The following is a 26,498-nucleotide window of genomic DNA, read 5'->3' as shown; positions in this document are numbered from 1 at the left end:
TAACAAATGATGCCGAAAGTCTGTTTTGTGCCTGCATTTCCCATCCACCTAAATATCCCCCTTAAGGTAGTGGATGCCCTCGGACAGAACAAGACAGGGCAGGACAGGCAAGCCCATATTTTTAGGGGGATATGGTGCGAGGATGAACAAATAGAAACAATTAAAAACAATAGGTTGGTGCTGTTTGGGGGCACCATTTCTTCAGCGGACATACCGGAGCTCTTTTTCATCAAGAGCCTTAGTTTTTGTGCGAAGGTTCAATGGCTCACCAGAGCGGGATTCGAAAAAATTGGAAGACTTCGAAGCTCGCCCCAATCATCCTTAACCATATAATCCAGCACTTCGTCCACGCAGTTTGATCAATGCCAAAACGGTGTCGATGGTCGGGGTCGGTGTGTCGGTCACGCGGCCCAGTTCCTGCACCGAGCCGACCAGCGCGTCGATCTCCATGGGGCGGCCTTGGTCGAGGTCTTGCAGCATGGATGTACGGTGCGCGCCCACCGCCGCGCCCCCGTCGATCCGACGTTCCACATCGATGGGAAACTTAACTCCCAGTTTTTCCGCGATTGTTTGCGCCTCAAGCATCATGTTGCGTGCCACGGATCGTGTGCCTTCATCCGTGCACAAAACATCCAGCGTGGTGTCGGTGAGCGCAGAGATCGGGTTGAAGGACAGGTTGCCCCACAATTTCACCCATATCTCGTCGCGCAGGCGAGGCCGCACGGGCGCTTTCATACCTGCTGCCATCAGGGCTTTGGACAGTGCCGCCGCGCGATCAGATTTGCTGCCATCGGGTTCGCCTAAAGAAAATCTGTTCCCCTCAATGTGCTTGATCGTGCCGGGTTCAATGACTTCTGCCGCCGGATAGACCACACAGCCCAACACCCGGTCCGGACCAAAACCGTCCCACTGCGCATTGCCGGGGTCCACCGATGCCAGTCGCGTGCCCTCCAGCGGTCCGCCAAGTTTGTGGAAGTACCACCACGGAACGCCGTTTACACCGGACACGATCGTCGTGTCTGGCCCGATCAACGGCTGCATCTTGTCCACCACGGGCGGTACTGAATGCGCCTTGAGCGTTACGATGACATAGTCCTGCGGACCCAAGTCAGCAGGATTGTCGCTGGCGGTCACGGACACGGTTTGGGGTGCTAGCCCTTCTTCTAGCAACGTCAGCCCCTTGTCCTGCATTGCCGCTAGGTGTGGTCCGCGTGCGACAAGGCTGACGTCTGCGCCAGCCTGCGCCAATTTCACGCCCATATAGCCGCCAATCGCGCCCGCTCCGAATACGCAGATTTTCATTGGCCTTGCGCCTTTTCCACGAGACCCAGCTTTTCGGCCAGACCAATGCGTTGCATTTTGCCCGTCGCGCCCTTTGGGATTTCATCGAGAATGATAACCTTGCGGGGAACTTTGAAGTCGGCCATCCGACTGGACGCAAATTCCCGGATGTCCTTGTCGGTGGTGGCCGACCCCTCTTGCAGCACCACGGCGGCCGCGACCTCTTCGCCCAGTTTGGCATGGGGCAGGGCAAACGTGACAACTTGGGCGACGTCCGGGTGATCCAGCAACACACCGTCCACTTCCAACGGGCTGATCTTTTCTCCGCCCCGGTTGATGATCTCTTTGAGGCGACCGGTTAGGTACAAATAGCCCTCGGCGTCAAAGGCCCCCTGATCTCCGGTGCGAAACCATCGTGCGCCGTCGGCATCAAAGAAGTTTTTGGCGTTGGCGTCCGGGTTGCTCTCATAGCCTGCGGTCACGTTGGGCCCTGAAATCACGATCTCGCCTGTGCCGTCGATCAGGTGGTTTTCGATTTCATGTGCGACGCGGACTTTTGGGCCTGCCTCGACGCCGACTGCACCGGGTTTCTGGGCGCGCGGGGGCAGGGGGTTGCAGGCCATCTGGTGTGCGGCCTCGGTCATGCCGTAGGCCTCGATCACTGGCGAGCCAAAGGTTTCTTGCAACTGAACCATCACCTGAGCAGGCAATGAGGCAGAGGAGGAGCGCAGGAAGCGCAGCGGGTTATTCGCGATGGTCTCTTCATTGCGCCCCGCGCGGGCGAGGATTGCCTGATGCATTGTTGGCACGGCTGTGAACCACGTCGGGCGCGCCTCATCCATCATTGAAAAGAAGTTGAGCGCATTGAACCCAGCCGTGCAAAAGACCGAGCCACCAGCGGCCAGAGAGGCGGACACGGCGGCCAAAAGCCCGTGAATGTGGAACAGGGGCATGACGTTCAGGCACCGATCCTCGGGCGTCAGTGCGAGGCTTTCGCGGATATGGTGTGCGGATGCGGCCACGTTGGATTGCAAAAGTGGCACGATCTTGGGGCGCGAGGTGGTTCCTGAGGTATGCAGGATCAACGCGACATCTTCTGCTGTTGGCGCGCGCGACGCTTCACCGCTCATGTCAGAGGACAGCGTAAAATACCCCGCCGCCGCGCCCTCCGGCACAGACAAGCGGATCACCGGCAGGCCCAGTTTTAGGGCGGCGGCATGCGCCGGGCCATCGTCATCTGCGCCAATCAGCAAGGCTTTGGCTTTCAAGTCTTCAAGATAGAAGGCGTATTCATCTTCGCGATAAGCCGGGTTAAGCGGCGCCGTTGTGGCGACCTGCGCGACGGTGACAAAGGCGGTCGCCATCTCGGGCCCATTGGGCAGGACAATGCCCACACGATCGCCTGCGCCTATGCCCATGGCATTCAGACTGGATGCGACCTCTTGCGACAAAGCGCGCAAGCCGTCGTAGCTTAGCCATTCTCGACCAGCGGCTCCGATAGCGGGCAGGTTGCCGGGGTGGTTTGCGATAAGGGCGTGCATCGTGGTCTTCATGAAAGGTCTTCCTTCATTTCTGGCGGCCATTGGCCAAAGTCTCACTCTGATAACAGTTTGGCTGCAAGGCTGCGACCGCTGTTGAATGCATCTTGGGCCGTGGGGCCAAGACACCAATCCCCGCAGATCGAAAGCCCGAGGCCGTGTTTATGGACAAAAGGTTGACCCAGCGGTTTGCGGGTCAACGCACACCGCCAGCGGTGGGCCATGCTGATGACGGGCGTAGCCGGTGGGCAGCCAAGCGTGTCAAAGAACGCCTCAAGCAGGGGTAGGGTGACTTCGGCCTGTTCGCGTTCCAGATGAGTGCTGCTCCAATCTGCGCTGGCTTGAATGACCCAAGCGTCTCCGGGCAGGTCCCGGCCCGGTTTAGTGGTCTCCCGCGCCATAACTGAGATCGGGCCTGATAGGTCGTTTGCGTAAGTGAGATCCGTGGCCAAGGGCGTTTCAAAGCCAACCATGACGGTCCAGCATGGGTCCATCTCGGCCTGTGCGATGGCGGCCTGACGGTCAGGCCATGGCGACAGCAGGCGGAGGGCCTGGGGCTGTGGGATCGCCAGAACAAGCCTGTCGAATTTCACGCCTTCGGCCTGCGCGACGCCGTGCAAGACCCATCCATTGCCGCTGCGCTCCAACCCGGTGACTTCGGCTTGGGTATGTACTGTGAGCGGCTGTGCCAAGGGTTTCACACTGCCACTCATGCCGGGCAATCCCGTCCATCCAGCAGCGTCTGCCCATTGTGCGGCGTATCCTTGATCTTCATTCTGGGCGATCAGGGCGGTAAAGGCTTCGTCCGTTAGCCGCAGTACGATGGCGCCGTGGTCAAACCGCCACCCATCACGCCTGCGCGACGCCATGCGCCCGCCAAGACCACGGCCCTTGTCAAAGACGACAACGCTGTGACCCGCATCCACCAAGGTGCGGGCGACTGTCAGACCGGCCATCCCCGCACCAATCACGGCAATTTGGTCTTCTGTCTTCACGTCAATCAGGTCCGATCTTTGGGTTTGTTAAGGACTGTGCGCATCTGCAGGCCACAAACTGGATCAGCCAAGGGCTGCGTCAAATCCATATTCCTCCTGAATGGCTTCAAGATCGGCGCGCAAGGCGGGTTTGAGGGCAAGGCCCCGGTCCATCCGCTCCTTCGCCGCCGCACCCTTACCCTCGCCGGGCATCCGTACAGGGTCGTGCCCCGGCAGGGGGGGAGAGGCACGCATTTCTTCAAACACGCGGGCGGCGTTCGCCCCGAAATCAGCAATGCCAAAGGCAGCAGGATCAAGTGCCATCACAAACTGTCCGGTGTTTGTCGAGGACGTCGTGTCATTGGTGAAATCCACCACGTCCGCGCCAAAGGACGCACCATTGAGGACACCGGCCATCAAGCCAATCGCCACCGACAGGCCAAAGCCCTTGGGGCCGCCGATGGGCAACAAGAACCCTTCGGATTTGCGCGCAGGGTCGGTCAGGGGTTTGCCGTCGCGGCCCACCATCCACCCTTCGGGCATCGGTTCGCCTTGTTGCAGCAGAGTTTTGATTTTGCCCATGGCTGCCACGGTCGTGGCCATGTCGAAGACGAATGGATCGTCCCCGTCATTGGGGGCAGAAAAAGCAATTGGGTTTGTGCCCAGCAACAGGTCCGTGCCGCCGTAGGGGGGGACGTGATTGGCGCTGCCCACGGCAGCGCCCATGCCCAGCAGCCCGGCCTCGGCCTGTGGACGAACATAGAGCGCCAGGGGCCCTGCATGATTGCCACCGCGCACCCCGACCCAGCCGATTCCAGCCTCGCGTGCTTTGGTCATCGCCAGATCGCGTGCTGCAGCCATTGCCAGATGGCCCAGGCCATCGTCCCCGTCGATCAGCGCCGTTGCCACCGTCTCGTGTGCGACCTTGACTGTAGGTGTCGGGTTGCAACCACCGCCCTTCAGGCGGGCCATGTATTGGCGCAAGCGGAACACCCCGTGGGTGGCGTAGCCGTAGATGTCAGCTTCGACCATGAGGGCGGCGACCTTGGCCGCATCCCCGTCTGGCACACCTTGCGAGCCAAGAGCCTTGGCAACGAAGTCGCGCAAGGTCTCGGGATTTACAGTTGCGTCGTCAGCCATCGTGAGAGCCCACGCGTTCTGCGTGCCAGAAGACCACTTTGCGCTGGGTGAACTGCACCAGAAGATACAGGGCCAGACCCACAAGGCTGAGGTAGAGGATCAACGAGAAGACGCGCGGCGTGTTCAGCTGCGAGGCTGCGACACGGATCAACTCACCAAACCCTTTGCCGCCACCAAGGAATTCACCTGTGATCGCGCCCGCCATCACGCCAACGGCGCCGATCTTGAGACCGGTAAAGATTTGCGGCAACCCGCTTGGCAGCTTCATCTTGATCAGGGTTTGCATCCGGCTTGCCCCCATCGTCTTGAACAGCATACGCGCGTTTTCGTCCGCCGCATGCAGGCCGGCAGCCGTGCCAACCACGATCGGGAAGGTCGCGATAAAGGCGGCAAGGGCCACTTTGGATTCAATGCCAAAGCCCAGCCAGGCCACAAAGAGTGGGGCGAACGCCACCTTTGGCATCGTGTCGATGGCAACCAGATATGGCATCACCGCTTTTTCGCCAAAGGCGGTTTCCCCAACCAAAACGCCAAGCGAAAAGCCGATCGCGATGGCGAGGGCGAAGCCGTAGATCACCTCAAGAATGGTGATCCAAAGGGCCGTTAACATGTAGCCGCCAGTCACAAGGTTGGTGCCCACGAAGATCATGTCCTGGAAGGTTTCCAACGGTGTTGGCAAAATGATGGGGGACACGAGACCAAAAGCGGTCACGAAATACCATGTGCCGATGAAGACCACAAAAACGAAGGTCATTGCGATCCAGCGAGGGACGGAGTCGATAAAGGCGACCTCCTGAACCCAGACGGTATCTTCCATTGTGTCGTTGGAATTCGTGGACGACGGGTTGCTCGATAGATCGGTCACATGTCTTCTCCCTTGTCCAGTTGGGTGCGAATGTATTCGACGATCTCACCAAATTCAGGGGTGGTCATCATGTCCAGCGTGCGCGGGCGCGGCAGATCAACTTTGACGATTTCGGACACACGGCCCGGACGCGGCTTCATCACCACGATCTCGTCTGACAGAATGACCGCTTCCTGAATGGAGTGGGTAACAAGGAAAGCTGTCGCGTCCTGTTCACGGCAAATGCGTTGCAGCTCCATATTCATCATGTCGCGGGACAACTCATCCAGCGCGCTAAAAGGTTCGTCCAGCAGCAAGACCGCCGGTTCAGTGATCAACATCCGGCAGATCGAGGTGCGCTGCGCCATGCCTCCGGACAATTCGTTGGGATAGACGTGTTCAAATCCTTTTAGGCCGACAATCTCCATCAGTTCATGGGCTTTGGCCATGGCGGCCTTGGCCGCAGGTTTGCCATCGCGAATCTCGATGGGCAGTACGATATTTTCGATCGCTGTCTTCCACGGAAACAGCGTGGCCTGTTGGAACATCATCCCGATGTCGCGACGCGGGCCGGTCACGGGTTTGTCCTGAAGGACGACGCGACCTTTGGTGGGCGGGATCAACCCGGCCATGATCTTAAGCAATGTGGATTTGCCACAGCCGCTAGATCCGATCACCGAGGTAAAGCTGCCCTTGCGCAGGGTCAGGTCGACCTCTTCAAGAGCGACTACGAGATTGCGTGCATAGGTCTTGCTGACCCGGTTCAGTTCGTAAACCGGCGCACCGAAAGGTGCGCCGACTTTCGTTTCTGCCATCAGAGATGTCATTCGCTGGCGGCCGCGTTGCCGATTGCGGCGAACTCATTGGTCCACGCCGCGCTCAGATCGTCCAGCGGAGCCGCGATTTCACCACCGGTGACCAACGCGTCCTGCCATTCGGCCCAAACCTCGGCAGGGTACCAGCCCAGACCGTTTTCAGGACTTGTCGAGATGGTCTTGGAACGCACAGCGTCAAACAGAGCCGACTGGAACTCTTTGTCTTCGCCTTCTTGCGGGTTGCCGTCGGCAAGGTGCTTCAGAACAGCCTCGCGGTTGGCATCGTCCAGTGCAAAGGCGTGGCCTTTGGCGAACGCACGGCTCCATGCTTCGACCAGTTCACGGTCATTGGCGATGGTGTCGGCCATTGTCGCAATGCCGTTACCAAAGAAGCGGCCAAACTCAGCAGGCGTAATGTCACGTACAGCCATACCACGTTGGTTCAGGATGGCCGTGTCCGCAGTGGACGCCGAGTATGCGACGATCTCGTTGTTCAGGAAGGCCGCTGTTGCCGGACCACCGTCGCCGACCGTCAGAAACTCGAAGTCTGTGCCCGCGGTCATACCAGCGCTCGACATCACGTTGCGGGCAAAACCCACTTCCGCGCCGTCTGCTGTACCTGTGCCGATCACCTTACCGCGCAGACCTTCGATGTCCTGAATGTCAGAACCCTCCTGCACTGCGATGCCAAAGTTGGAACGGGCGGCTACGTTATAGATGTGGACGACTTCAACACCGCGCGAACGTGCCGCGATGATCGGGCCGGGGCCGGGGCGACCGAACTGAGCTTGGCCTGCGGACAAAGCCTGAATAACGGCACCAGAGCCGTTGATGGCTTAAACCGTGACGTTCAGGCCTTCGTCGGCAAAGAAACCTTCGCCAATGGCCACGAACACGGGGAAAGAGTTGATGGCCGATGGGCTGGGCTGCACAAACGTGATGTCCCGTAGGTTTTGCGCCATTGCACCGGTGCTCAAAAGGCCTGCGACCGGGATCGCAGCCAAGAGCTTGGTAAATGTTCTTCTGGTTGTCATTTTGTGTCTCCTCCTTGGTTAATTTTGTGTCGAGGTCTTTGTTCTTGGTGCGCTGCCTGGATCAGGCGTTGCGGACAGAGTTCCTCAACTCCCCGATTTCCGAAATTGCGCAGACGACAGTGTCGCCGTCTGTCAGAAAACGGGGGGGATCCATCGCGTATCCCACGCCGGATGGCGTGCCGGTGGCGATGATGTCACCGGGTTCCAATGTCATCCCCTGTGACAGGGACGCGATGAGCGTTGGAATATCGAAAATCATATCAGATGTGCTGCCGTTCTGGCGTTGTTCGCCATTGACAGACAGGCTGATGGACAGGTTGTGTGGATCGCTGATGGCATCCGCAGTCACGATCCATGGGCCTAGCGGACAAGAGCCATCAAACCCTTTGCCCTTGAAATACTGTCCACCATGGCGACGCTGCACGTCACGAGCCGTCACGTCGTTCAAAATGGTGTAACCAAAGATATGCTCGTATGCGGCTTCTTTGGGAATGTTGCGCCCTGGCGTGCCAATGATTACGGCCAGCTCGACCTCATAGTCGATCGATGTTGAAACTTGCGGGAACACCAGAATGTCGCCACCCGGCGATACAATCGAGGTCGGCGGTTTGGTGAAGTATACAGGGTGCTCCGTGACGCCGACATTCTGCTTTTGCGCGCGGTCACCTTCGGCGATGTGTTCTGCATAGTTGCGCCCAACGCAAAAGACATTTTTGCGGGGCTGCGGAGTAGGCGCCAGCAGATCAGGGTCCGCGATTACCGCATCTGAATGCTGGCCGGCGTCTGCTTCAGCAATCAAGGTGTGTAGCGCAGACAGTGCAGCATCGCCCTTCTCGATAATGCTTTGAATACTGCTCGCGGAACCACCTGCTACAGCAACGTTCAACCAGCTGCCGTTGGCAATCTGTACCGCAGCACATGGATCACCTCCCTCCAAAAGTGTCGCCAGTTTCATACGGTTTCCTCCTTCTGAGCGCGTCCGGATGCAAGCTTATCACGGGCTGAATTGCGCTCCGTCCGTAACGGCCTCGCTCCGCAGCATGCTGCTATCTACGCTCTCCCTCCCTTGACAAAGAGCGTTCCAGTCCATGAAATCAACCAACCAATTCCCTGATTGGGTGAATCGCAATGCCAAAAACTGAACTTCTCGTGCAGCGCATCCGGGATACGATTGCGTCCGAGGGCTACGCCCACAACGATCGTCTGCCGCCAGAGCGGGAGATGTGCATCAAGCTCAATGTCACGCGTAACCAATTGCGCAGCGCTTTGGCTCGGCTTGAATCGCGGGGTTTGATTTGGCGACACGTCGGACGAGGGACTTTTGTGGGTGAACGTCCCGTACTGAACCTCGACGACGTGCTGTATCTGCGGGACCAGGTGACACCACCGCATGTCGCCTCTGTGCGTCTTGTCATTGAACCGGAACTGGCGCGTCTGGCCGCCATGCACAGCACACCAGCAGACCGCGAAGAAATACATGCCTGTGCTTCACGGTGTCGCGCAGCGCCAGACTGGCGCAGCTATGAAGCGTGGGACAACAAATTTCACCATGCGATTGCCCGCAGCGCAAAGAACAAGTTGTTCCTTTACTATTTTGAGACGCTCAACGTCGTTCGCCGCTCCATGGTCTGGGGGCAGCCGCGAAAGACGTCCAAACCTGATAAAAACTATTCCAGCTTTTTGGAGCACGATCAGATCAGGCAGGCTATCGAGGGAAAAGACCGCGATTTTGCTGCACATTGCATGAAACAGCATCTGCACTCGGTTTATGGTCGGATCCTGCCGAGCATGGATGAAACCGCTGGGGATGCGCGGGTCACAATAAAAGACAGCTAAGGAAAAGGCGCCCTAAACAGGACGCCTCAATATCGCGGAGCAGGGATAACCTTTTAGGTGACTGTAACTGTCAGCGTCCCAAGGGGTGGGATTTCCACCTCCATCACATCGCCCTTAACGACTGGGCCGACGCCTGATGGCGTTCCGGTCATGATAACGTCACCTGCGGCCAGATCGAAGTACTCTGACAGGTATGAAATCATTTCTGGAGTCTTCCAGATCAATTGGTTCAGGTCACCTTCCTGACGCAACTCACCATTCACTTTGAGAGTGACGGCGCCTTCATCCAGATGACCAACTTCTTCAACGGTGTGGATCGGACCAATCGGGGCAGAACGTTCAAACGCCTTGCCAATTTCCCACGGACGGCCTGCTTTCTTCATCTCGCCTTGCAGGTCGCGACGCGTCATGTCCAGTGACAGCGCATAGCCATAGACGTGTTCCATCGCGCTCTCGACGGGGATGTTCTTGCCGCCCGATTTTAGCACAACCGTCAGTTCTGCTTCGTGATGCACGTCGGATGTGTGGGGCGGGTAGGGGAAGTCGCCCGTGGTGTCGAGATTGTTCGGGTTCTTCTGGAAAAAGAACGGCGGTTCACGGTCTGGATCGTGGCCCATTTCGATAGCGTGCGCGGCATAGTTGCGCCCAATGCAATAAACACGGCGCACCGGGAACGCGCCACCCGAAGCAACAGGGATCGACGTGATGGATGGTGCAGGAATAACGTAGTCAGACATTGGACAGCTCCGTGTTTTGGGTTCCGCATGGCATAAGGGTTGGGCACTGAGAGATCAATCTGACCAATGAGCGAATTGGTTCGCTCAAGCCAGCCCTGACGGGCTATCGTCCCGCTGAGATCGCAGCCACTTGATCACCGACGCACGCTTGGCATCCATATGATGCAGCAGTGTTTCGGCAAGCTTGGCGCCATCCCGTGCGGCTAGGTGGTGCAGGATTTTCTCATGTTCCTGCACGGCGTCAGACCAGCGGCTTTCAGACATGTTTGCCAGATACCGTGCCCTCTGCATCCTGAGGGACAGTGCTTCGCATGAAGTCGTTAGTGTCCCATTGCGCGCAGCCATCAGGATGGCACGATGGATCTGTTGGTTGACGATGAAATAGGCGTCCAGATCCCGGTTCTCATAACTTTGGACCATCTGCGCATGGAGTGTCCGCACCTCTTCGATTTCGGCATCGATGATGCGCGCGCAGGCCAACTGACCTGACAAGGCTTCGAGCGCGCCGAGAACGGGAAACACTTCTTCAACCTCTTCTTCTGTGACTTGAGTCACCCAGGCCCCACGGTTTGGCTCCAACCGCACCAGACCGTAGCTGGCCATAACCTTCAGTGCCTCACGCAGCGGTGTACGGGATACGCCGAACTGATCGCAAAGCAGCTTTTCTGGGACTTTGGTGCCGGGCTTTAGCTCGGAGTTGAGGATGAGGGTTTGCAGTCGGTCAACCAACTCGTGGTGAAGTGATTTCCGAACGATGGTCTGGGATGTGTCCACGCTCAACTTCCTTTTCGTTCGATCAGGGCCTGTTCAAGCAAACGCGCAATGTGAATGGGTTTCTTATCCGTCAGGTCGGCGACCTGATGACGGCACGACGTGCCATCGGCCACGATCAATGTTTCTTTGTCGGCTTCATTAACGGCCGGCACCAGATCCAGCTCTGCCATCTTGCGGGACACCTCATGGGTCTCAACGCCGTAGCCAAACGCACCGGCCATACCGCAACAACTGGTCTCGACAACCTCAACCTCTGTATCGGGAAGGCGGGCGAGGGTCTTTTCGATTGAGGACATTACCCCAAGCGCCTTTTGGTGGCAGTGACCGTGCAGCAGCACCTTGGGGGCAGGGGAGGCCAAGGGAAGGTCGAAATCGGGATTGCCGTCCTGATCCGCAATAAACTCTTCCAGCATCACCGCATATCTGGACAGAAGTTCAGTGTCCGGGCCGGGCAAAAGAGCGGGTATTTCATCGCGCAGGGTCAGGAGGCAACTGGGTTCAAGTCCAATAATTGGGATGCCTTTCTGGGCATAGGGCAGGAGGGCTGTGACAAGGCGCTGGGCCTCAACCTTCGCCTCGTCAATTAGCCCAGCGGACAGGAATGTACGCCCACAACACAAGGGGCGCTCGCCTGCCGGGGCTTGGGCCACGGCCAGCGGGACACCGGCGGCCTTGAGAACCTTGGCGGCGGCGCGCAGGTTCTCGGGCTCAAAATGACGGTTGAAGGTGTCCGCAAATAGGACCGCCCCTGGAGTATCGCTCGCGTCCACTTCGCTGTCGCGAAAGGGGCGCGCATGCCATTCGGGCAAATCACGCGTGGCTGTAAAACCAGTGGGCTTTTCCGTCACCTTGGCAAGTCCCGGCACGCTGTTGCGCAGGTTCATCAGAAATGGCACCCGCGCCGCCCAGCGGGCATAGCGGGGAAGATAAGCGACCAGCCGGTCGTGCAGGCTCAGCCCATGTTTGGCGTTGCGTGCGGCCTGCACTTCGATCTTCATGCGCGCCATGTCGACACCGGTCGGACATTCTCGTTTGCAGCCTTTGCAAGACACGCACAGCTTCATCGTCTCGGCCATCTGATCGGAGGTCAGCGCGTCTGGCCCAAGCTGGCCCGAGATCGCCAGTCGCAGGCTGTTCGCGCGCCCGCGTGTGAGGTCCTGTTCCTTGCGGGTGACCCGAAACGACGGGCACATCACGCCGCCCTTCAGCTTGCGGCAAGCCCCGTTGTTGTTGCACATCTCGACGGCACCCTGAAATCCACCTCCACTGCCGGTCCATTCGGACCAGTCCAGCCCGGTCTCGAACGCGGGAACTGCGTAATCCGGGCTATAGCGAAACAGCGACCGGTCATCCATTTTGGGCGGATTCACGATCTTGCCGGGATTGAACATACCGTTCGGATCAAAGCGCTGCTTTACTTCGGCAAAATTCGCCACCATGCGCGGGCCAAACATCTTTTCATGGAATTCTGAGCGGACAAGACCATCGCCATGCTCGCCCGAATGGGACCCCTTGTAAGCTACGACCAGATCAAAACATTCTTCGGCAATCGCCCGCATCTTTTTGACGTCCTGATCAAGCTTCAGGTTCAACACCGGGCGCACATGCAGGCACCCGACCGAGGCATGAGCGTACCAAGTGCCGCGCGTGCCGTGTTTTTCAAAAATCTCCGTCAGGCCAGCGGTGTAGGCGGCCAAGTCCGGTAGTTCCACAGCGCAATCCTCGACAAAGGACACCGGTTTCCCGTCCGCCTTCATCGACATCATGATGTTCAGGCCAGAACTGCGCAGGTCCGCGATGCGCGCCTGCATCTTGGGATCGGGCACCGCAGTTACGCCACCCCATTTTTTTCCCGTTTTGTCCCACGCAAACCCGAGGTCGCCAACGAGGTCTTCAAGGTCCTTCAGCTTTTGCGGATGCGTACTTGTGTCTTCTTCAGCGAACTCGACCAGCAACAGGGCGTCGGGCTTGCCTGTGACAACGGCTTCGATCGTTTCCCGGAACATGGGAATGTCGCGGGCCAGCGCGATCATCGTGGCGTCCACCAACTCGACCCCTTGGGGGTTCAATTTGACCAGATGCTGTGCGGCATCCATCGCCTGATGAAAGGTAGGGAAGTGGCACACCCCGAGCACTTTTTCCGACAGGATTGGCCACAGCTTCAACTCAATCGCTGTGAAGTAGGCCAGTGTCCCTTCGGAACCAACCAGCAAGTGGGCGAGATTGTTTGGCGTGCCCTTGGGGACGAGGGCATCAATGTTGTAGCCACCCACGCGGCGCATGACATTGGGAAACCGGGCATCGATTTCAGCGGCTTCACGCGAACCAAGCGCGAGCAGGTCGTTTTGCAGGGCTTTGAAACTTGCAGGTGAGCCCGCGTCCACAGGACCAAACTGGTGTTGGCTGCCGTCCGCCAGAAACGCTTTGATCGACAGAACATTGTCGCGCATCATGCCATAGCGCAGCGATTTGCCGCCGCATGAATTGTTCGATGTCATACCGCCGATCGTCGCGCGCGAGGCGGTCGAGACATCGACGGGAAACCACAAACCATGCGGTTTCAATGCGCGATTCAGGTCATCCAGCACAATGCCGGGGCGAACGACACAGCGCATACCCTCGACATCAAGTTCCAGAATGTCGTTGAAATACTGCGTATTATCCAGAACCAGCGCAGTGTTGACCGTCTGGCCGCATTGCGATGTCCCGCCGCCACGGGCTAGCAGGGGAACGCTCTGTTCGGCTGCGATATCGAGGGCCGCAGATATGTCATCTTCGGATTTCGGAGACATCGCGCCGACTGGCATCATCTGATACAACGACGCATCCGTCGCATAGCGCCCGCGCGAAAAACTGTCGAACATGACGTCGCCTTCAACGCGTTTTTTCAGTGCATCAAAGAGATCTTGCATGGTTGGACCTGTAAGTTTGGCGTTTCTTTTCGTTTGACTTAATTATGAATTCAAAATTACGTTGCGACAATCGAAAACGCACCTGCCGGGCACAAATGCTGACCTGCATGCACCCGAAACACCTGATCGCGAGACCCCAAATCATGAGAAAAGCTGGCCGCCACTTCCTGCAAATTCCCGGACCCAGTGCTGTGCCTGACCGCATTCTGAGCGCCATTGGTCAGCAAACCATTGACCACCGGGGCCCGGATTTTGCCAAGGTTGGTTTGCGCGCACTGGAGGGGATGAAGTTGATCTTCAAAACTGAAAGCCACGTGTTCATCTATCCATCCTCAGGCACCGGCGCATGGGAAGCCGCATTGGTCAACACGCTGTCACCAGGCGATCACGTCCTGATGTATGAAACAGGGCATTTCTCGACGCTTTGGTGTAAACTGGCCAGCAAACTTGGCCTCAATGCTGAGCTGATCGCAGGCGACTGGCGCGGCGGCGCTGATCCTGAGCAGATCGAGGCGCGCCTTGCTGAGGACAAGGAACACAAGATTAAGGCGGTGTGCGTCGTGCATAACGAAACGTCGACCGGTTCCGTGTCGCCAATTGCCGAAGTGCGCACGGCACTAGACAACGTGCAGCATCCCGCTCTCCTGATGGTCGACACGATTTCGGGTTTGGCATCTTTGGACTATCGCCACGACGAGTGGGGCGTGGATGTCACGGTGTCAGGCTCGCAAAAGGGGCTGATGCTGCCGCCTGGCCTGTCGTTCAACGTGGCAAGCACCAAGGCGATGGCAGCCAACAAAACGGCCGGTCTGCAACGCTCGTACTGGGATTGGGCGGATATGATTGGCCCAAACAAAACCGGGTATTTCCCGTACACACCAGGGACCAATCTTCTTTATGGGCTTAACGAAGCCATCGACATGTTGCACGAAGAGGGGCTGGATAATGTCTTTGCTCGGCACGCCCGCCACGGTGTTGCGGCACGGGCCGCTGTGCGCAAGTGGGGGCTTGAGGTGCTATGCGCCACGCAAGGTCAGGAAAGCGGCGTACTGACTGCCGTGAAGCTGCCTGATGGCCATAGCGCAGACGCCTTTCGCGCAACAACGCTGGAGCACTACGACATATCATTGGGCAACGGGTTGTCCAAGGTGGCGGACAAGGTGTTCCGCATCGGCCATCTTGGGGATTTCAACGACCTGATGCTGATTGGCACGCTTGCGGGGGTCGAAATGGGGTTAAGCCGCGCAAATGTACCCCATGAGACCGGTGGTGTGCAGGAGGCCATGGCACATCTCGCTTAAGAGATGTCTTTAGGGTATTGAAAGAATTCGGAGATTTTTTCGATGGCCAGCGGTTGTGGAGCAAATTGGCTCGACCATTCGCGGGGCAGTTGTATTAGCGCGCAACACTGGCGCTGAACCAGTTCTGCATGCCCGCATTTCCAGTTAAACTGTTCAGAACGGCATGTCGTTTTCTGCCTCGTCTGCAGTTTCCCAGATTACCTCGACCAATTGCACAGACGCATTATCAGTCTGTGGATCATCGTGGTAGTTCGGCCAATAGACCTGATGTGACCGTTGTCTTTGAAAACGCGTTACTCTTTTCGAAGCTGCCACCGACCTCGATCAATGCGACTATGCTCGTAGTTACTCTTGCCTGACCTTTGGGATGAATAATGACCATCGCATCTGGCCAGCGGGCATTCTTCGTTGCCGCGACTCTTTCAGCCTTTTTTCCCCTATCCTGCCTATCCCCTTGCACGTGCGGCGCGCGCTGCATAGAAGGGCGCGAAATTTCGATGCGCCCCTTATGCTGGGGCCTTTTTGCTATGGGAGCACACATGCAGGTCACCGAGACGCTGAACGAAGGTCTGAAACGCGGTTACGCCATCACCGTGACCGCCGCCGAACTGGACGAGAAAGTCAACGAAAAGCTGGCAGAGGCACAGCCCGGCGTTGAGATGAAAGGCTTTCGCAAGGGCAAAGTGCCCATGGCGCTGCTGAAAAAGCAGTTTGGCCAGCGCCTTATGGGCGAAGTCATGCAGGAAAGCATTGATGGCGCCATGTCCGACCACTTTGAGGCCTCTGGCGATCGCCCCGCAATGCAGCCTGAAGTCAAGATGACGAACGAGGACTGGAAAGAGGGCGACGACGTGAATGTCGAAATGTCCTATGAGGCCCTCCCAGCCATACCTGAGGTCGACATGGCCGCGCTCAAGCTGGAGCGTCTGGTTGTTAAGCCAGAGGACTCTGCCGTTGAAGAGACCCTGACATCACTTGCTGAGAACGCACAAAACTTCAAAGACCGCAAGAAGGGCTCCAAAGCCAAGGATGGCGATCAGGTTGTGTTCGACTTTGTTGGTAAAGTTGACGGCGAAGTGTTTGAGGGTGGGTCTGCCGAAGGGCATGCGCTTGTACTCGGCTCTGGTCAGTTCATCCCCGGTTTTGAAGAGCAGCTTGTTGGTGTCAAAACAGGTGAAGAAAAGGCTGTAACCGTTTCTTTCCCCGACGATTATCAGGCAGAGCACCTTGCTGGCAAAGAAGCTGTGTTCGACTGTTCCATCAAAGAAGTAAAAGAGCCGGTTGCGGCTGAGATCGACGATGAGTTGGCCACAAAATTCGGTGCCGATGATCTTGCCACGCTCAAGACTCGCATCGCAGAGCAGCTCGAAGGCGAATATGCCGGCGCGGCACGCGCCGTGATGAAACGGGGCCTGCTGGACCAACTGGACACGGCCGTCAGCTTTGAGCTGCCCCCGAGCCTTGTTGAGGCCGAGGCCAAGCAGATCGCGCACCAGCTGTGGCACGAGGACAACCCGGACGTCGAGGGGCACGACCACCCCGAGATCGAAACAACTGATGAGCACACAACGCTGGCAGAACGCCGCGTCCGCCTTGGTCTGTTGCTGGCAGAACTGGGACAAAAGGCCGAAGTCGAAGTGACTGACGCCGAGATGAGCCAGGCGATAATGACGCAGGCGCGTCAGTATCCCGGGCAAGAGCGTCAGTTCTTTGAGTTCGTTCAGCAGAACCAGCAGATGCAACAGCAACTGCGCGCGCCCCTGTTTGAGGACAAAGTCGTAGATCACATCGTGGAAAACGCGACTGTTAAGGACAAGGAAGTGTCCGCGGACGATCTTAAGGCCGCTGTTGAGGCGCTTGAAGACGAATGATTGAAGCATCACGCTGATTTTGAAAAGGCCGCGCCAATGGGGCGCGTCCTTTTTTCATTGCAGCGCTTGTTTTACACGTTCGTTGGCCGCTTTCATGTGGATATGAAAGGGCCTATCTCCAGAAACGAGCACAATGAGTTATTTCAAATGAGTTGCGTATGAGCGAACGTCCCAAAATCTGGAAAGCTCAAACGGCCGCGGCATTCTCAACTTTGGCACTACTGTTGGTATCCGTCGGCGCATTGATGCGGTTCGTTCCGACCGAAAGTGCCCTTGGTCCAGTCGCACGCATATTCGATTCACTTTCACCGCAAATCCTTTTGGTGTCCTTGACCCTCTCTCTTTCGGCGATTGGTCTCGGCATGCGGCGGATCGGGGGGGGATTGGCTTTGCTGGCGCTTGCAGCAGGGGGACAGCAATTCAGAGCGCATCAAAAAATCAGCTTGCCGCTCGCCCCTGAACAAACGGCTGATGTCAGGCTTATCTTTATGAATGCGCTTGGCGAGAATGAAAAAAACGGTGCGCGGATCATTGAAACAGCGGTAAGTTTTGATCCCGATGTTATCATCTTCGCAGAGAGCAGCGCCGTCGAAGATCACCTTGAGCCTTTAGACGGTCTCTACCGTTTCTTGTCGCCTTGCGCCGAACAAGAATGCGAACTGCTTGTCGCTTCCAAGGAGCAGCCAAAACGATTTTGGACTTTACCGCTGAATCCCTTCTGGGATGATCGATATGCGGTTGCTGAGCTTGAACTGCCGAATGGCAAGTCCTTCTTCTTGGCAGCCAGCCACCTGCTAAAGCCATGGCTGTCGGGCGTTGCGGAGTCAGAACTGGAAAAAGTGATTGCGCAATACAACTGGTTTTCTGGACCTTCCGTTGTGGTCGGAGATTTCAACGCAGCTCCATGGAGTCGGGCCATGTTGCACCTGTTGTCTTCAACCGAGATGCGGACTCTGCGCAATCCGAAAGGGACCTGGCCGACCTGGGCAGGCGACTACGGCGTCCCTTTAGATCATGTCTTGGTCAAGAACGGGGCTCGTGTTGTGAGTATCGCGTATTTTGGTGAGAACCTTGGGTCAAATCACCGAGGGTTTGTGGCGGACATAGCGCTGCCATAGCCCAAATATCGGGGACGCTTGTCGACCAAAGGAGTCGCACAGAAAATAAACTCCTAGTAATCTCGCAAGTCATCCAGCGTGTAAGACTGTTGCACCAAGAAGTTTGGGTCTTCCCGGTGGTCGGGGTCTGGGATCAGGCAATTCAATCCGCAGATCTGGCGTGCGATCTGTGAACGGGCGTCTACGTACCACATCCGGCCGCCGGGTGTTGCAATGTAACCGTCTGTTCCATCTTCGATATCGGTGCGCATGTCGTCAAAGGAAGGAATTTCGTTGAAATACTCCGTATTGAAGGACCCGTGCGTGTGAAAGGAGGCGAGCACTGTGAAATTGGCGTAGGCCGGATCAGGCGGCAGGCAGGTCGCAGTGCGCCCACGACGGGGTTCGGTGGCCACGTAGTTGCCCGCGTCGTCAATTCCGATGAGGCCGCAATATTCGCGATCTTCGGCAATGGATGGCACTTGAATATCGTTGAACAGGCGGCTGACGAACGCGATTTCAGTCTGGCTCTGCGCCACTGCGCGCGGCGCCATCTCAATCGAGGCGACGTCTTCGACAACGCAAGCGGACAGGGCAAACAAAAAAGGGAGGATGACAGTGCGCATGGCGCAGCTTTGCCGGGTGCGGCGCACGGTGTCAATTCGCTGACCCGTGCACACAAAAAAACGCCGCACCCCTCTGATTAAGGACGCGGCGCTGGCTTGATTTGTTACGAGGCTGCTTACGGCTGTGTCTCGTCCGAAGTATCGTCTTCCGGTGTGTCGACAGGCGCAACACCAGCAGATTCAGCCAGTTCGTCGTCTTCGGACGCAGCAGCGCCGATGTCGTCGAACAGTTCCTGAATTTCGAACTCGGCGGCGGCCTCTTCTTCGGCGGCCAGTTCCTGGATCGATTTCCCGGAGGCTTGCAGTTCGGCTTCTTCAGTCGAGCGAGCAACGTTCAGCTGAACAGTTGCGCTGACTTCGGGGTGCAGAACAACATCCACGTCGTGCAGACCCAGTTCCTTGATAGGCGTGGGGATGACGACTTGCTTGCGATCCACTGTGAAGCCTTCGGCAGTCGCAACTTCGGCAACGTCACGTGTGGTGACAGAACCGTAGAGGTTGCCGCCGTCAGAGGCCTGACGAATCACGATGAACTGCTGGCCGTTCAATTTGGACCCCAGCGCGTCGGCTTCTTTCTTGGTCTCGAGGTTGTTGGCCTCAAGCTGCGCCTTTTGGGTTTCAAAATGCGCGATGTTGGCCTGAGACGCGGTCAGAGCCTTTTTCTGGGGCAACAAGAAGTTGCGCGCGTAGCCGGATTTGACGTCGACGACGTCGCCCATCTGGCCCAGCTTGGCAACGCGTTCAAGAAGGATGACTTGCATGTGCTTTCTCCTTTTTAGACGGCGTAGGGCAGCAGGGCGAGGAAGCGGGCGCGTTTGATGGCACGGGCCAGCTCGCGTTGCTTCTTGGCCGATACGGCGGTGATGCGGGATGGAACGATCTTGCCGCGCTCAGAGATGTAGCGTTGCAGCAGACGTGTGTCTTTGTAATCGATTGCAGGTGCGTTGTCGCCCGAGAAGGGGCAGACTTTGCGGCGGCGGAAAAATGGTTTCGTGGCCATGGTTTAGCTCCCTTTCTTATCAGCGGCGCTCACGGCGTTCGCCGCGGCCTTCGCGCTCGTCACGCTTTTGCATTTGAACGGATGGGCCTTCTTTATGCTCATCCACTTTGATCGTCAGAACGCGCATGACATCATCATGCAGGCGCATCAGGCGTTCCATTTCCTGCACGGCAGGAGCAGGCGCGTCGGTGCGCAGAAAGGCGTAGTGGCCTTTGCGGTTCTTGTTGATCTTGTAGGCCATGGTTTTGACGCCCCAGTACTCGTTATCCACGAGGGTGCCACCATTGTCCGACAGGACGGTTCCAAAATGTTCGATGAGCCCTTCGGCCTGTGTGTTGGACAGGTCCTGACGGGCGATCATCACATGCTCATACAGAGGCATGGACGTACTCCACTTGTTTCAAGGCGCATTTCAAAGAGCGATCAAGTCACCCTGCGGATCGCTCACGAGAGGCTGCGCGGCAAAAGGTATTTGCAAGGACAGCGCCGTATAGGAGCGGCGTGCCGCCATGGCAAGAGAGAAGTGAACGCCCGGCATTTGTGGCCGCGATGTGGCGGGTCGTCCCAGCATAACCAAACGCGTGCCGCATTTTGGTCCAGTTTGGCTCGTTAATTGAAATTAACAAAGATACCGGGAGACGACGCTATGACTGCCATCACAGATATCTCGACCACGACGGGCGTGCCAGAGGCACCTCACATGATCGGTGGTGAGCGTTGGCTGGTAAGAGGGGCGCAAAGCGTCGGCGGCGTCGCACTGGTTTTGGCCGCTTTTGGGGTTTGGGTAGCACCAGGCGCCGGAATTGAACCTGACCTTGCCTTGTTTAAGCTTGGCGTTTCAGTCGCGCTCGGATTTGCCGGACTGGCCATCATGCAGGCGGGTCGTGCCCAACCGGCAGTCGAGTTTGAAATCGACACACTGCGCCGTGAAGTCCGCCTTGTACGCGGTAGTGGACGCAACCGTTCCTTTGTCAGCCGCATCTCAATTGCCGATCTTGGTCCAGCTGAGGTCCATGGCAACATGGCGCGCCTTTGGACTGTCGACGGCTCCCTCGTCGCCGAAGTCGCAATGAGCGATCCTGACTTGCGCCGCAGCCTGATGGGCGCGTTGCGCGATGCGGGTAAACTCTAACACTTGAACAGGCCAATTTATGCGCACGCCATCCTGTTCGCTGACGCGCAGGGTCTGTTGAGTCGTGTGTACTTGCCGGACCCCAGGACCGCCGCCATTTCTGCTCCACGTAACGCAACCTTTCGTGGAGCACCTCCCAAATGAAAACTATTCTTTTCGCCGCTGCCCTGACCGCATCTGCCTCTGTGGGCTTGGCGGCCGAACGCTACACTTTAGACGCTAGCCACAGTCAGGTCATATTTTCCTATGACCACCTGGGTTACTCGACCACTTTCGGCATGTTCTCTGGCTTTGAAGGTGAAATCACATTTGATCAAAACGACCCTTCTGCGTCGTCCGTCGCCGTGTCAATGCCGACAAAAAGCATGTTCACCGGTTGGGAACAACGCGAAGGCCATTTCATGTCGGACGACTTCTTTGGCGCGACAGACGAGGACGTGATCACGTTTGCCTCGACCTCCATCGAAGTGACCGGAACGGACACAGCATTGATTACAGGCGATCTGACCATGAACGACGTCACCAAGTCTGTTGTGCTGGATGCGACATTGAATCAGGTCGGCACTCATCCTCAGGCAAACAAAGCATGGGCCGGCTTTGATGCAACAACAACGTTGCTGCGTTCCGACTTCGGTTTGGGAGCGTTTGCCCCATATATCAGCGACGAAGTGGCTGTTCAGATTTCCGTAGAAGCTGGCATCGCCGAGTGATTTAGGTTTTACCTCGAAGCGATTAGTGGGGCCGCGCGACAGCTCGGCCCCTTTTTTGTGCCCGTTTTTGGTACCGGCGGAAGTTTATTTAATCAAACGAGCGCAGGGGGGGCACCAGCGTATCGGGTCAAAGAGCTGGCGGAGAGCGCAACTACGTTTGGAAACGCGATTTGGCCCTGCGCCCCATAGACTCTAGGCCTCAGTCTTCTCCTACGGCGCGAGTCGCCATCAACTCCACTTTGACCTCGACCGCGAATTTAAGGCTGGTTTCATCCGCCATGTTATCGCCAATCCCGAAATCCCGCCGATCAAGGGTGGCGTTGCCGGTCATCCACGCACCTTCCTCGGTGACCGACAGACCAAACGGCAAGGTGAGCGGCATGGACTGGTCCTTGATCGTCAGCGTGCCTCTGGCCTCATAACCATCCACTACCGAAATGATATCGGCAATAAATTCGGCTGTTGGAAAGCTTTCAGCGTTGAAGAAGTCGGGCCCCATTGCCTGCGAAGTCACCGATCCCAGTGTAAGCGAGCCTATCGAAACGTTGACCGCGACACTGCCTGCGGGACCATTGTCGACCTTCTCATCAAAGATGATTGCGGCCGTCCAGTCGGCAAAAGTCCCCGAGACCTCAGATCCCAACTGGGTCACCTCAATCGAGAGTGTCCCTTCCTGCACTTGCCAGTCTGATTGGACCTCCTCCAAGGCGATAGCCGTTCCTGGTGTTTCGTGAGGTGCGTAGGCTCCCAGTGCGCCCCCAACCGACAATGCAATGGCCCAGAAGGCAAGAGCGACGGCGATGGGCTTGGCATGGTTGTGACTGCCGGTTGTTTTGGGTGCATCAGTGGTCCCAAACCACATGCGCCGCAGAGTGGCATCCTTATCAATCACGTGGTGTTTGAGAGCGCCCGCAATGTGCAGCAAGAGCGACAGAGCCAGCACTTTGGTCAGTACAAAGTGCGCACCGCCAAATATTGAGGCGACAATTTCTGACTTTGGCACCGGCGGCAGGTTCTGCCCGAAAGGCCACCAGATGGGCGCAAATCCCGTTGTGGCAGCGTGATGTATCCAGCCCGAAAGCGGCACCACGACAAGGCTGCCGTAAAGCAGCCAGTGCACAGTTTCTGCCGCAAGTGTTTCGACTTTGCGATCCGGGTGCAGCAAACCCGGTTTGGGTTGGCTGATCGCCCAGACGATCCGCGCCAGTGCGACAAAGAAGACAGCCACACCAACTGTCTTATGAAGCGAAAACATCCATGCTTTGTCGGCCAGCTGCTCTGACGTCTCGTAGGGCATTCCGTTGGCGATGAGACCGAGCGGCATCAGCACGATGATCCCAAGGGCAGTGAGCCAGTGAAAGGTCTTGGACACAGACCCAAAACGGTCGGCGGTGTTGGTAAGAGGCATAGGAACACTCCGTTGCTGGTTCCATCAGTTAACACGTTGCCTATCAATGTTATGCGCTTTGTGCGCGAGGCAATTGCAAATTGGTGCACAGGGTCCGTGCAGCGGGTGCTTGTCTGGGAGGTGTGGGCCGATTACACCGAAATGCACGAACAAAAAGCGGGAGGGGCACAACATGAGCATCGCATTCGTATTTCCGGGACAGGGCGCACAGACCATAGGCATGGGCCGAGCGTTGGCGGACGCATATCCGGCGTCACGCGCTGTGTTTGAGGAAGTGGACGAGGCTTTGGGCGAGTCCCTGAGCGCGCTGATCTGGGAGGGGGATCAGGACACGCTGACCCTGACACAGAATGCGCAGCCTGCGCTAATGGCGACTTCGATTGCGGCAATGCGCGCACTGGAGGCCGAAGGGATTGGAATTGATCGTGCCTCTTATGCGGCCGGGCACAGTTTGGGTGAATATTCGGCGCTTTGTGCGGCCGGGGTTTTGAGTGTGGCCGACACCGCGCGTCTGTTGCGCACCCGTGGTCAAGCGATGCAGGAAGCCGTTCCTGTGGGCGTTGGTGCGATGGCGGCTGTGTTGGGGCTGGATTTTGCCGCCGTGGCTGAGGTTGCCGCTGAGGCGTCCCAAGGCGAAGTCTGTCAGGCCGCGAATGACAACGATCCGGGGCAGGTGGTGGTTTCAGGGCACAAAGCAGCTGTTGAACGTGCGTGCGAGATTGCCAAGGGCCGAGGTGCGAAGCGCGCGATGTTGTTGCCCGTGTCCGCACCATTTCATTGCGCAATGATGGAGCCAGCCGCGGCGGTCATGAAGGAGGCATTGGCTGGTGTGGATATGAAGGCGCCTGCGGTCACCGTTGTTCCCAATGTGCGCGCGGCAGGGGAAAGTGACCTGGCCGTTCTGCGCGGGCTGTTGGTGGATCAGGTTACGGGCGCAGTGCGCTGGCGCGAAAGTGTGATGTGGATGGCGGGGCAGGGCGTGACCGAGGTCTGGGAAATTGGAGCTGGCAAAGCCTTGTCCGGGATGATCCGTCGGATCGACCGCGAAGTCGCCACACGCGCAGTTGGAACGCCCGAGGACGTTGCGGCCGCACGCGATGCCTGATCTGATTAAGATTGCACCGGTGCAGATGGGCGGGATTGTACGGACCATTCCGATGGTCACCCGCATGCAACTGATACCGGTGCTGTTTGAGCGGCTCGATGATGCTCTGGACAAAGCGTCGGTGTTTTTTGCGGGTCCTCAAACGGCGCTTTACCGCATCGATGGAGACGAGATGGAAGTGCGTATCGGCGTGCCACTGTTTCAACCTGTCGACGGGTTCGAGATGTTTGATGCGCCGTGCGGCAATGCCTTGTGCCAACGGGTGTTGGGCCCGCTGGATGGATTGCCCGGCGTCTATCGCAGTCTTAGCGAGGAAATTTCTGCGCGTGGTCTGACGCGGGGTGTTTGGGCGCGTGAAGTGTACCGGTTTATTGCCAAGGATGCGTCGCTGAATGTCACGGATGTCAGCATTGATGTAACAGACGCGCTGCACTGAGAGTGTTGCGCTGGCTTGCGCTGCGCTGTTCGGCATGGCAGGGCAGGCAGCAAGATAACAGGTGAGGGATTAGATATGTTTGATCTGACAGGGAAATGCGCGCTGGTTACCGGTGCTTCGGGCGGCATTGGTGCAGATATCGCGCGTACGCTGCACGCCGCAGGGGCGACTGTGGGACTGAGTGGCACGCGAGTGGAGCCTCTTGAGGCGCTGGCAGCTGAACTGGGCGAGCGTGCCCATGTGCTTCCTTGCAACCTTGGGGATGCCGAAGCGGTTTCCGTCCTGCCCAAGCAAGCTGCAGAGGCGATGGGTGCCGTCGACATTCTAGTCAACAATGCCGGGATCACCCGTGACAACCTGTTTATGCGCATGTCGGATGATGAATGGCAGTCGGTGTTGGATGTGAACCTGACCGCCACATTCAAACTTTGCAAAGGTGTCATGCGCGGCATGATGAAGGCGCGTTGGGGGCGGATCGTGAATATCAGTTCCGTCGTGGGCGCGACCGGTAATCCCGGTCAGGCGAACTATGCTGCATCCAAAGCGGGCATGGTAGGTATGTCCAAATCCCTTGCCTATGAAGTTGCAAGCCGCGGCATCACAGTAAATGCTGTTGCCCCCGGGTTTATTACCACGGCGATGACGGACAAGCTGACAGACGACCAAAAGGCTGGAATCATGGGGCAAATTCCGGCAGGGCGCATGGGCGAGGCCAGCGAAATCGCTGCTGCTGTGCTGTACCTAGCCAGCCCTGAGGCTGCTTATGTGACGGGGACGACCTTGCACGTGAACGGCGGCATGGCCATGTTATGAGCGCTAACAGGTAACGCCTTGCCATCTTAACGGGATATGCTATAGGCGGCCCAGAATTCGGCGTTTGGCACGAAAATTGCCAATCGCTTCACCGCCCCAAGGGGGCAAGACCAGAGCCCCTATCGTAAGGGGACCCACTTGGGGGCGCAGACAATGCCCCGGCAGACATGAGGACAGTCATATGAGCGACATCGCGGACCGCGTGAAGAAGATCGTTGTGGAACATCTTGGTGTGGAAGAAGACAAAGTGTCTGACAACGCATCCTTCATCGACGACCTGGGCGCAGACAGCCTGGACACTGTTGAACTGGTTATGGCGTTCGAAGAAGAGTTCGGCATCGAAATTCCAGATGACGCAGCCGAAACTATCCAGACATTTGGCGACGCTGTGGGTTTCATCTCCAAAGCTTCCTAAGTCATTCGGCCTTCGGGCCGAAATATGCGGCGCTCTTTCTTGCGAAAGGGCGCCGTTTTTTGTGCGGACTTCAAACGTGGGTTGTATTTTGGTGAGGCGCCGCGCAATCTTTAAAAAAAGAACGGTGATCGGGCAGGACACCAAACATGAGCAGACACATTCCGACGATAAATACGGCGCGCATTACTTTGCGCGCGATGCGCCCTGACGACTTTGATCGTTTTGTGGAGATTTGGGCCATGCCGGAGGTCGTCCGTTTTACCAGTGGCGCGCCGCGGTCCCGCGATTTGTGCTGGCAGAAATTTCTAGCCAATGCGGGCCACTGGCAAATGACCGGTTTTGGCCAGTGGGCCATCGAGGAACATGGCAGCAAGCGCATGATCGGGCAGGTGGGTTTCTTTTACGGCGCACGTGGCATGGGCGAAGACTTTGATAGCATTCCCGAAGCAGGGTGGGTGCTGGTGCCGGATGTACACGGCAAAGGCATCGGCCAGGAGGCGGCGAAGGCGGCACATGATTGGTTCGATCGTGTGATTACCGGGCCGCTGACATGCATGGTTGAACCCGTCCACAAAGTTTCTTTGGGTCTTGCGCACCGTCTCGGATATGTCCCCATGCGAAGCGCTGATTACATGGGTGGGCCAGTAGAGTTGCTGTTGCGCAAATCTCCGCCGCAGGTGTGAGCGTGTTTGCGCTGGT

General features: G+C 57.5%; 29 protein-coding genes. 11 read left to right on the top strand and 18 right to left on the bottom strand.

All coding sequences use genetic code 11. From position 1 onward, the window contains the following. The 10 genes from ABJD00_RS11235 to ABJD00_RS11190 all read right to left on the bottom strand — a co-directional run. On the bottom strand, positions 1-212 hold a 212-nt coding region (locus ABJD00_RS11235), incomplete at its 3' end, for a hypothetical protein (RefSeq protein WP_413834953.1). Between the two features lie 109 nt (positions 213-321). Continuing rightward, positions 322-1,302: a 2-dehydropantoate 2-reductase gene (locus ABJD00_RS11230; protein WP_413834950.1), complete on the bottom strand. Its 981-nt coding sequence runs from the start codon at positions 1,300-1,302 to the stop codon at positions 322-324. Continuing rightward, positions 1,299-2,834 carry an acyl--CoA ligase gene (locus tag ABJD00_RS11225; RefSeq protein ID WP_413834947.1) on the bottom strand — a complete coding sequence of 512 codons (1,536 nt, stop codon included), beginning with the start codon at positions 2,832-2,834 and terminating at the stop codon, positions 1,299-1,301. The genes ABJD00_RS11230 and ABJD00_RS11225 overlap by 4 nt, the downstream gene beginning before the upstream one ends. A gap of 41 nt (positions 2,835-2,875) precedes the next feature. Then, entirely contained in the window at positions 2,876-3,814 is a 939-nt protein-coding gene (locus ABJD00_RS11220; RefSeq protein WP_413834944.1) for an NAD(P)/FAD-dependent oxidoreductase, read from the bottom strand. A 63-nt stretch (positions 3,815-3,877) separates the two neighbouring features. Beyond that, positions 3,878-4,933 (bottom strand): Ldh family oxidoreductase, encoded by a 1,056-nt coding sequence (locus tag ABJD00_RS11215; RefSeq protein WP_413834941.1) that lies wholly within the window; start codon positions 4,931-4,933, stop codon positions 3,878-3,880. Further along, positions 4,926-5,750 (bottom strand): ABC transporter permease, encoded by an 825-nt coding sequence (locus ABJD00_RS11210; RefSeq protein ID WP_413834981.1) that lies wholly within the window; start codon positions 5,748-5,750, stop codon positions 4,926-4,928. The genes ABJD00_RS11215 and ABJD00_RS11210 overlap by 8 nt, the downstream gene beginning before the upstream one ends. Before the next feature lie 44 nt (positions 5,751-5,794). Further along, a complete protein-coding gene (locus ABJD00_RS11205; RefSeq protein WP_413834938.1) occupies positions 5,795-6,592 on the bottom strand; it encodes an ABC transporter ATP-binding protein in 798 nt (265 codons plus the stop codon). 8 nt (positions 6,593-6,600) lie between these two features. Then, positions 6,601-7,425, bottom strand: a complete 825-nt coding sequence (locus ABJD00_RS11200; protein WP_413834978.1) for an ABC transporter substrate-binding protein — start codon at positions 7,423-7,425, stop codon at positions 6,601-6,603. 3 nt (positions 7,426-7,428) lie between these two features. After that, a complete protein-coding gene (locus ABJD00_RS11195) occupies positions 7,429-7,626 on the bottom strand; it encodes a hypothetical protein (RefSeq protein ID WP_413834936.1) in 198 nt (65 codons plus the stop codon). 61 nt (positions 7,627-7,687) lie between these two features. After that, positions 7,688-8,581, bottom strand: a complete 894-nt coding sequence (locus tag ABJD00_RS11190) for a fumarylacetoacetate hydrolase family protein (protein WP_413834934.1) — start codon at positions 8,579-8,581, stop codon at positions 7,688-7,690. A 173-nt stretch (positions 8,582-8,754) separates the two neighbouring features. On the opposite strand from ABJD00_RS11190, the gene ABJD00_RS11185 reads away from it, so the two are divergent. Beyond that, complete coding sequence (locus ABJD00_RS11185; protein WP_413834931.1) at positions 8,755-9,462, top strand: FadR/GntR family transcriptional regulator; 708 nt, start codon at positions 8,755-8,757, stop codon at positions 9,460-9,462. Between the two features lie 53 nt (positions 9,463-9,515). On the opposite strand, the gene ABJD00_RS11180 is transcribed toward ABJD00_RS11185, so the two are convergent. The 3 genes from ABJD00_RS11180 to ABJD00_RS11170 form a co-directional block, all read right to left on the bottom strand. Further along, on the bottom strand, positions 9,516-10,199 hold the full coding sequence (locus tag ABJD00_RS11180; RefSeq protein ID WP_413834928.1) for a fumarylacetoacetate hydrolase family protein: 684 nt from the start codon (positions 10,197-10,199) through the stop codon (positions 9,516-9,518). Positions 10,200-10,283: 84 nt separating this feature from the next. Then, on the bottom strand, positions 10,284-10,973 hold the full coding sequence (locus ABJD00_RS11175) for a GntR family transcriptional regulator (protein ID WP_413834925.1): 690 nt from the start codon (positions 10,971-10,973) through the stop codon (positions 10,284-10,286). A 2-nt stretch (positions 10,974-10,975) separates the two neighbouring features. Next, positions 10,976-13,885 carry an FAD-binding and (Fe-S)-binding domain-containing protein gene (locus ABJD00_RS11170; RefSeq protein WP_413834922.1) on the bottom strand — a complete coding sequence of 970 codons (2,910 nt, stop codon included), beginning with the start codon at positions 13,883-13,885 and terminating at the stop codon, positions 10,976-10,978. Positions 13,886-14,028: 143 nt separating this feature from the next. Between ABJD00_RS11170 and ABJD00_RS11165 the strand changes: the two genes are divergently transcribed. The 3 genes from ABJD00_RS11165 to ABJD00_RS11155 all read left to right on the top strand — a co-directional run bounded on the left by ABJD00_RS11165 (position 14,029) and on the right by ABJD00_RS11155 (position 18,175). Beyond that, positions 14,029-15,186, top strand: a complete 1,158-nt coding sequence (locus tag ABJD00_RS11165; protein WP_413834919.1) for a pyridoxal-phosphate-dependent aminotransferase family protein — start codon at positions 14,029-14,031, stop codon at positions 15,184-15,186. A 539-nt stretch (positions 15,187-15,725) separates the two neighbouring features. After that, the gene (gene tig / locus ABJD00_RS11160; protein WP_413834917.1) at positions 15,726-17,057 is read left to right on the top strand and encodes a trigger factor; all 1,332 of its coding nucleotides are present in this window, start codon (positions 15,726-15,728) and stop codon (positions 17,055-17,057) included. 329 nt (positions 17,058-17,386) lie between these two features. Continuing rightward, complete coding sequence (locus ABJD00_RS11155; RefSeq protein ID WP_413834915.1) at positions 17,387-18,175, top strand: endonuclease/exonuclease/phosphatase family protein; 789 nt, start codon at positions 17,387-17,389, stop codon at positions 18,173-18,175. A gap of 53 nt (positions 18,176-18,228) precedes the next feature. Here ABJD00_RS11155 and ABJD00_RS11150 read toward each other — a convergent pair whose 3' ends face one another. The 4 genes from ABJD00_RS11150 to rpsF form a co-directional block, all read right to left on the bottom strand. Further along, positions 18,229-18,780 (bottom strand): DUF4329 domain-containing protein, encoded by a 552-nt coding sequence (locus ABJD00_RS11150; protein WP_413834913.1) that lies wholly within the window; start codon positions 18,778-18,780, stop codon positions 18,229-18,231. A 116-nt stretch (positions 18,781-18,896) separates the two neighbouring features. Next, positions 18,897-19,541: a 50S ribosomal protein L9 gene (gene rplI / locus ABJD00_RS11145; protein ID WP_413834911.1), complete on the bottom strand. Its 645-nt coding sequence runs from the start codon at positions 19,539-19,541 to the stop codon at positions 18,897-18,899. Between the two features lie 14 nt (positions 19,542-19,555). Next, complete coding sequence (gene rpsR / locus ABJD00_RS11140; RefSeq protein ID WP_108835836.1) at positions 19,556-19,780, bottom strand: 30S ribosomal protein S18; 225 nt, start codon at positions 19,778-19,780, stop codon at positions 19,556-19,558. A 19-nt stretch (positions 19,781-19,799) separates the two neighbouring features. After that, positions 19,800-20,162 carry a 30S ribosomal protein S6 gene (gene rpsF / locus ABJD00_RS11135; RefSeq protein ID WP_108835835.1) on the bottom strand — a complete coding sequence of 121 codons (363 nt, stop codon included), beginning with the start codon at positions 20,160-20,162 and terminating at the stop codon, positions 19,800-19,802. 264 nt (positions 20,163-20,426) lie between these two features. On the opposite strand from rpsF, the gene ABJD00_RS11130 reads away from it, so the two are divergent. Continuing rightward, the gene (locus tag ABJD00_RS11130) at positions 20,427-20,912 is read left to right on the top strand and encodes a hypothetical protein (RefSeq protein ID WP_413834907.1); all 486 of its coding nucleotides are present in this window, start codon (positions 20,427-20,429) and stop codon (positions 20,910-20,912) included. Between the two features lie 140 nt (positions 20,913-21,052). Then, on the top strand, positions 21,053-21,622 hold the full coding sequence (locus tag ABJD00_RS11125; RefSeq protein ID WP_413834905.1) for a YceI family protein: 570 nt from the start codon (positions 21,053-21,055) through the stop codon (positions 21,620-21,622). Positions 21,623-21,821: 199 nt separating this feature from the next. Here ABJD00_RS11125 and ABJD00_RS11120 read toward each other — a convergent pair whose 3' ends face one another. Then, positions 21,822-23,030: a cytochrome b/b6 domain-containing protein gene (locus ABJD00_RS11120; protein ID WP_413834902.1), complete on the bottom strand. Its 1,209-nt coding sequence runs from the start codon at positions 23,028-23,030 to the stop codon at positions 21,822-21,824. A gap of 172 nt (positions 23,031-23,202) precedes the next feature. Between ABJD00_RS11120 and fabD the strand changes: the two genes are divergently transcribed. The 5 genes from fabD to ABJD00_RS11095 all read left to right on the top strand — a co-directional run bounded on the left by fabD (position 23,203) and on the right by ABJD00_RS11095 (position 26,482). Then, positions 23,203-24,135, top strand: a complete 933-nt coding sequence (fabD, locus tag ABJD00_RS11115; protein WP_413834899.1) for an ACP S-malonyltransferase — start codon at positions 23,203-23,205, stop codon at positions 24,133-24,135. Continuing rightward, positions 24,128-24,571 carry a hypothetical protein gene (locus tag ABJD00_RS11110; protein ID WP_413834896.1) on the top strand — a complete coding sequence of 148 codons (444 nt, stop codon included), beginning with the start codon at positions 24,128-24,130 and terminating at the stop codon, positions 24,569-24,571. The genes fabD and ABJD00_RS11110 overlap by 8 nt, the downstream gene beginning before the upstream one ends. Before the next feature lie 75 nt (positions 24,572-24,646). Further along, complete coding sequence (gene fabG, locus ABJD00_RS11105; protein WP_413834893.1) at positions 24,647-25,384, top strand: 3-oxoacyl-[acyl-carrier-protein] reductase; 738 nt, start codon at positions 24,647-24,649, stop codon at positions 25,382-25,384. Between the two features lie 181 nt (positions 25,385-25,565). Further along, on the top strand, positions 25,566-25,799 hold the full coding sequence (locus ABJD00_RS11100; RefSeq protein ID WP_413834891.1) for an acyl carrier protein: 234 nt from the start codon (positions 25,566-25,568) through the stop codon (positions 25,797-25,799). A 146-nt stretch (positions 25,800-25,945) separates the two neighbouring features. Further along, complete coding sequence (locus ABJD00_RS11095) at positions 25,946-26,482, top strand: GNAT family N-acetyltransferase (RefSeq protein WP_413834888.1); 537 nt, start codon at positions 25,946-25,948, stop codon at positions 26,480-26,482. Positions 26,483-26,498: the final 16 nt, after the last annotated feature.

Origin of the sequence: Tateyamaria sp. (assembly GCF_039945315.1) — a bacterium.
Classification (GTDB): domain Bacteria; phylum Pseudomonadota; class Alphaproteobacteria; order Rhodobacterales; family Rhodobacteraceae; genus Tateyamaria.
This window is presented reverse-complemented; position numbering and strand designations above follow the sequence as displayed.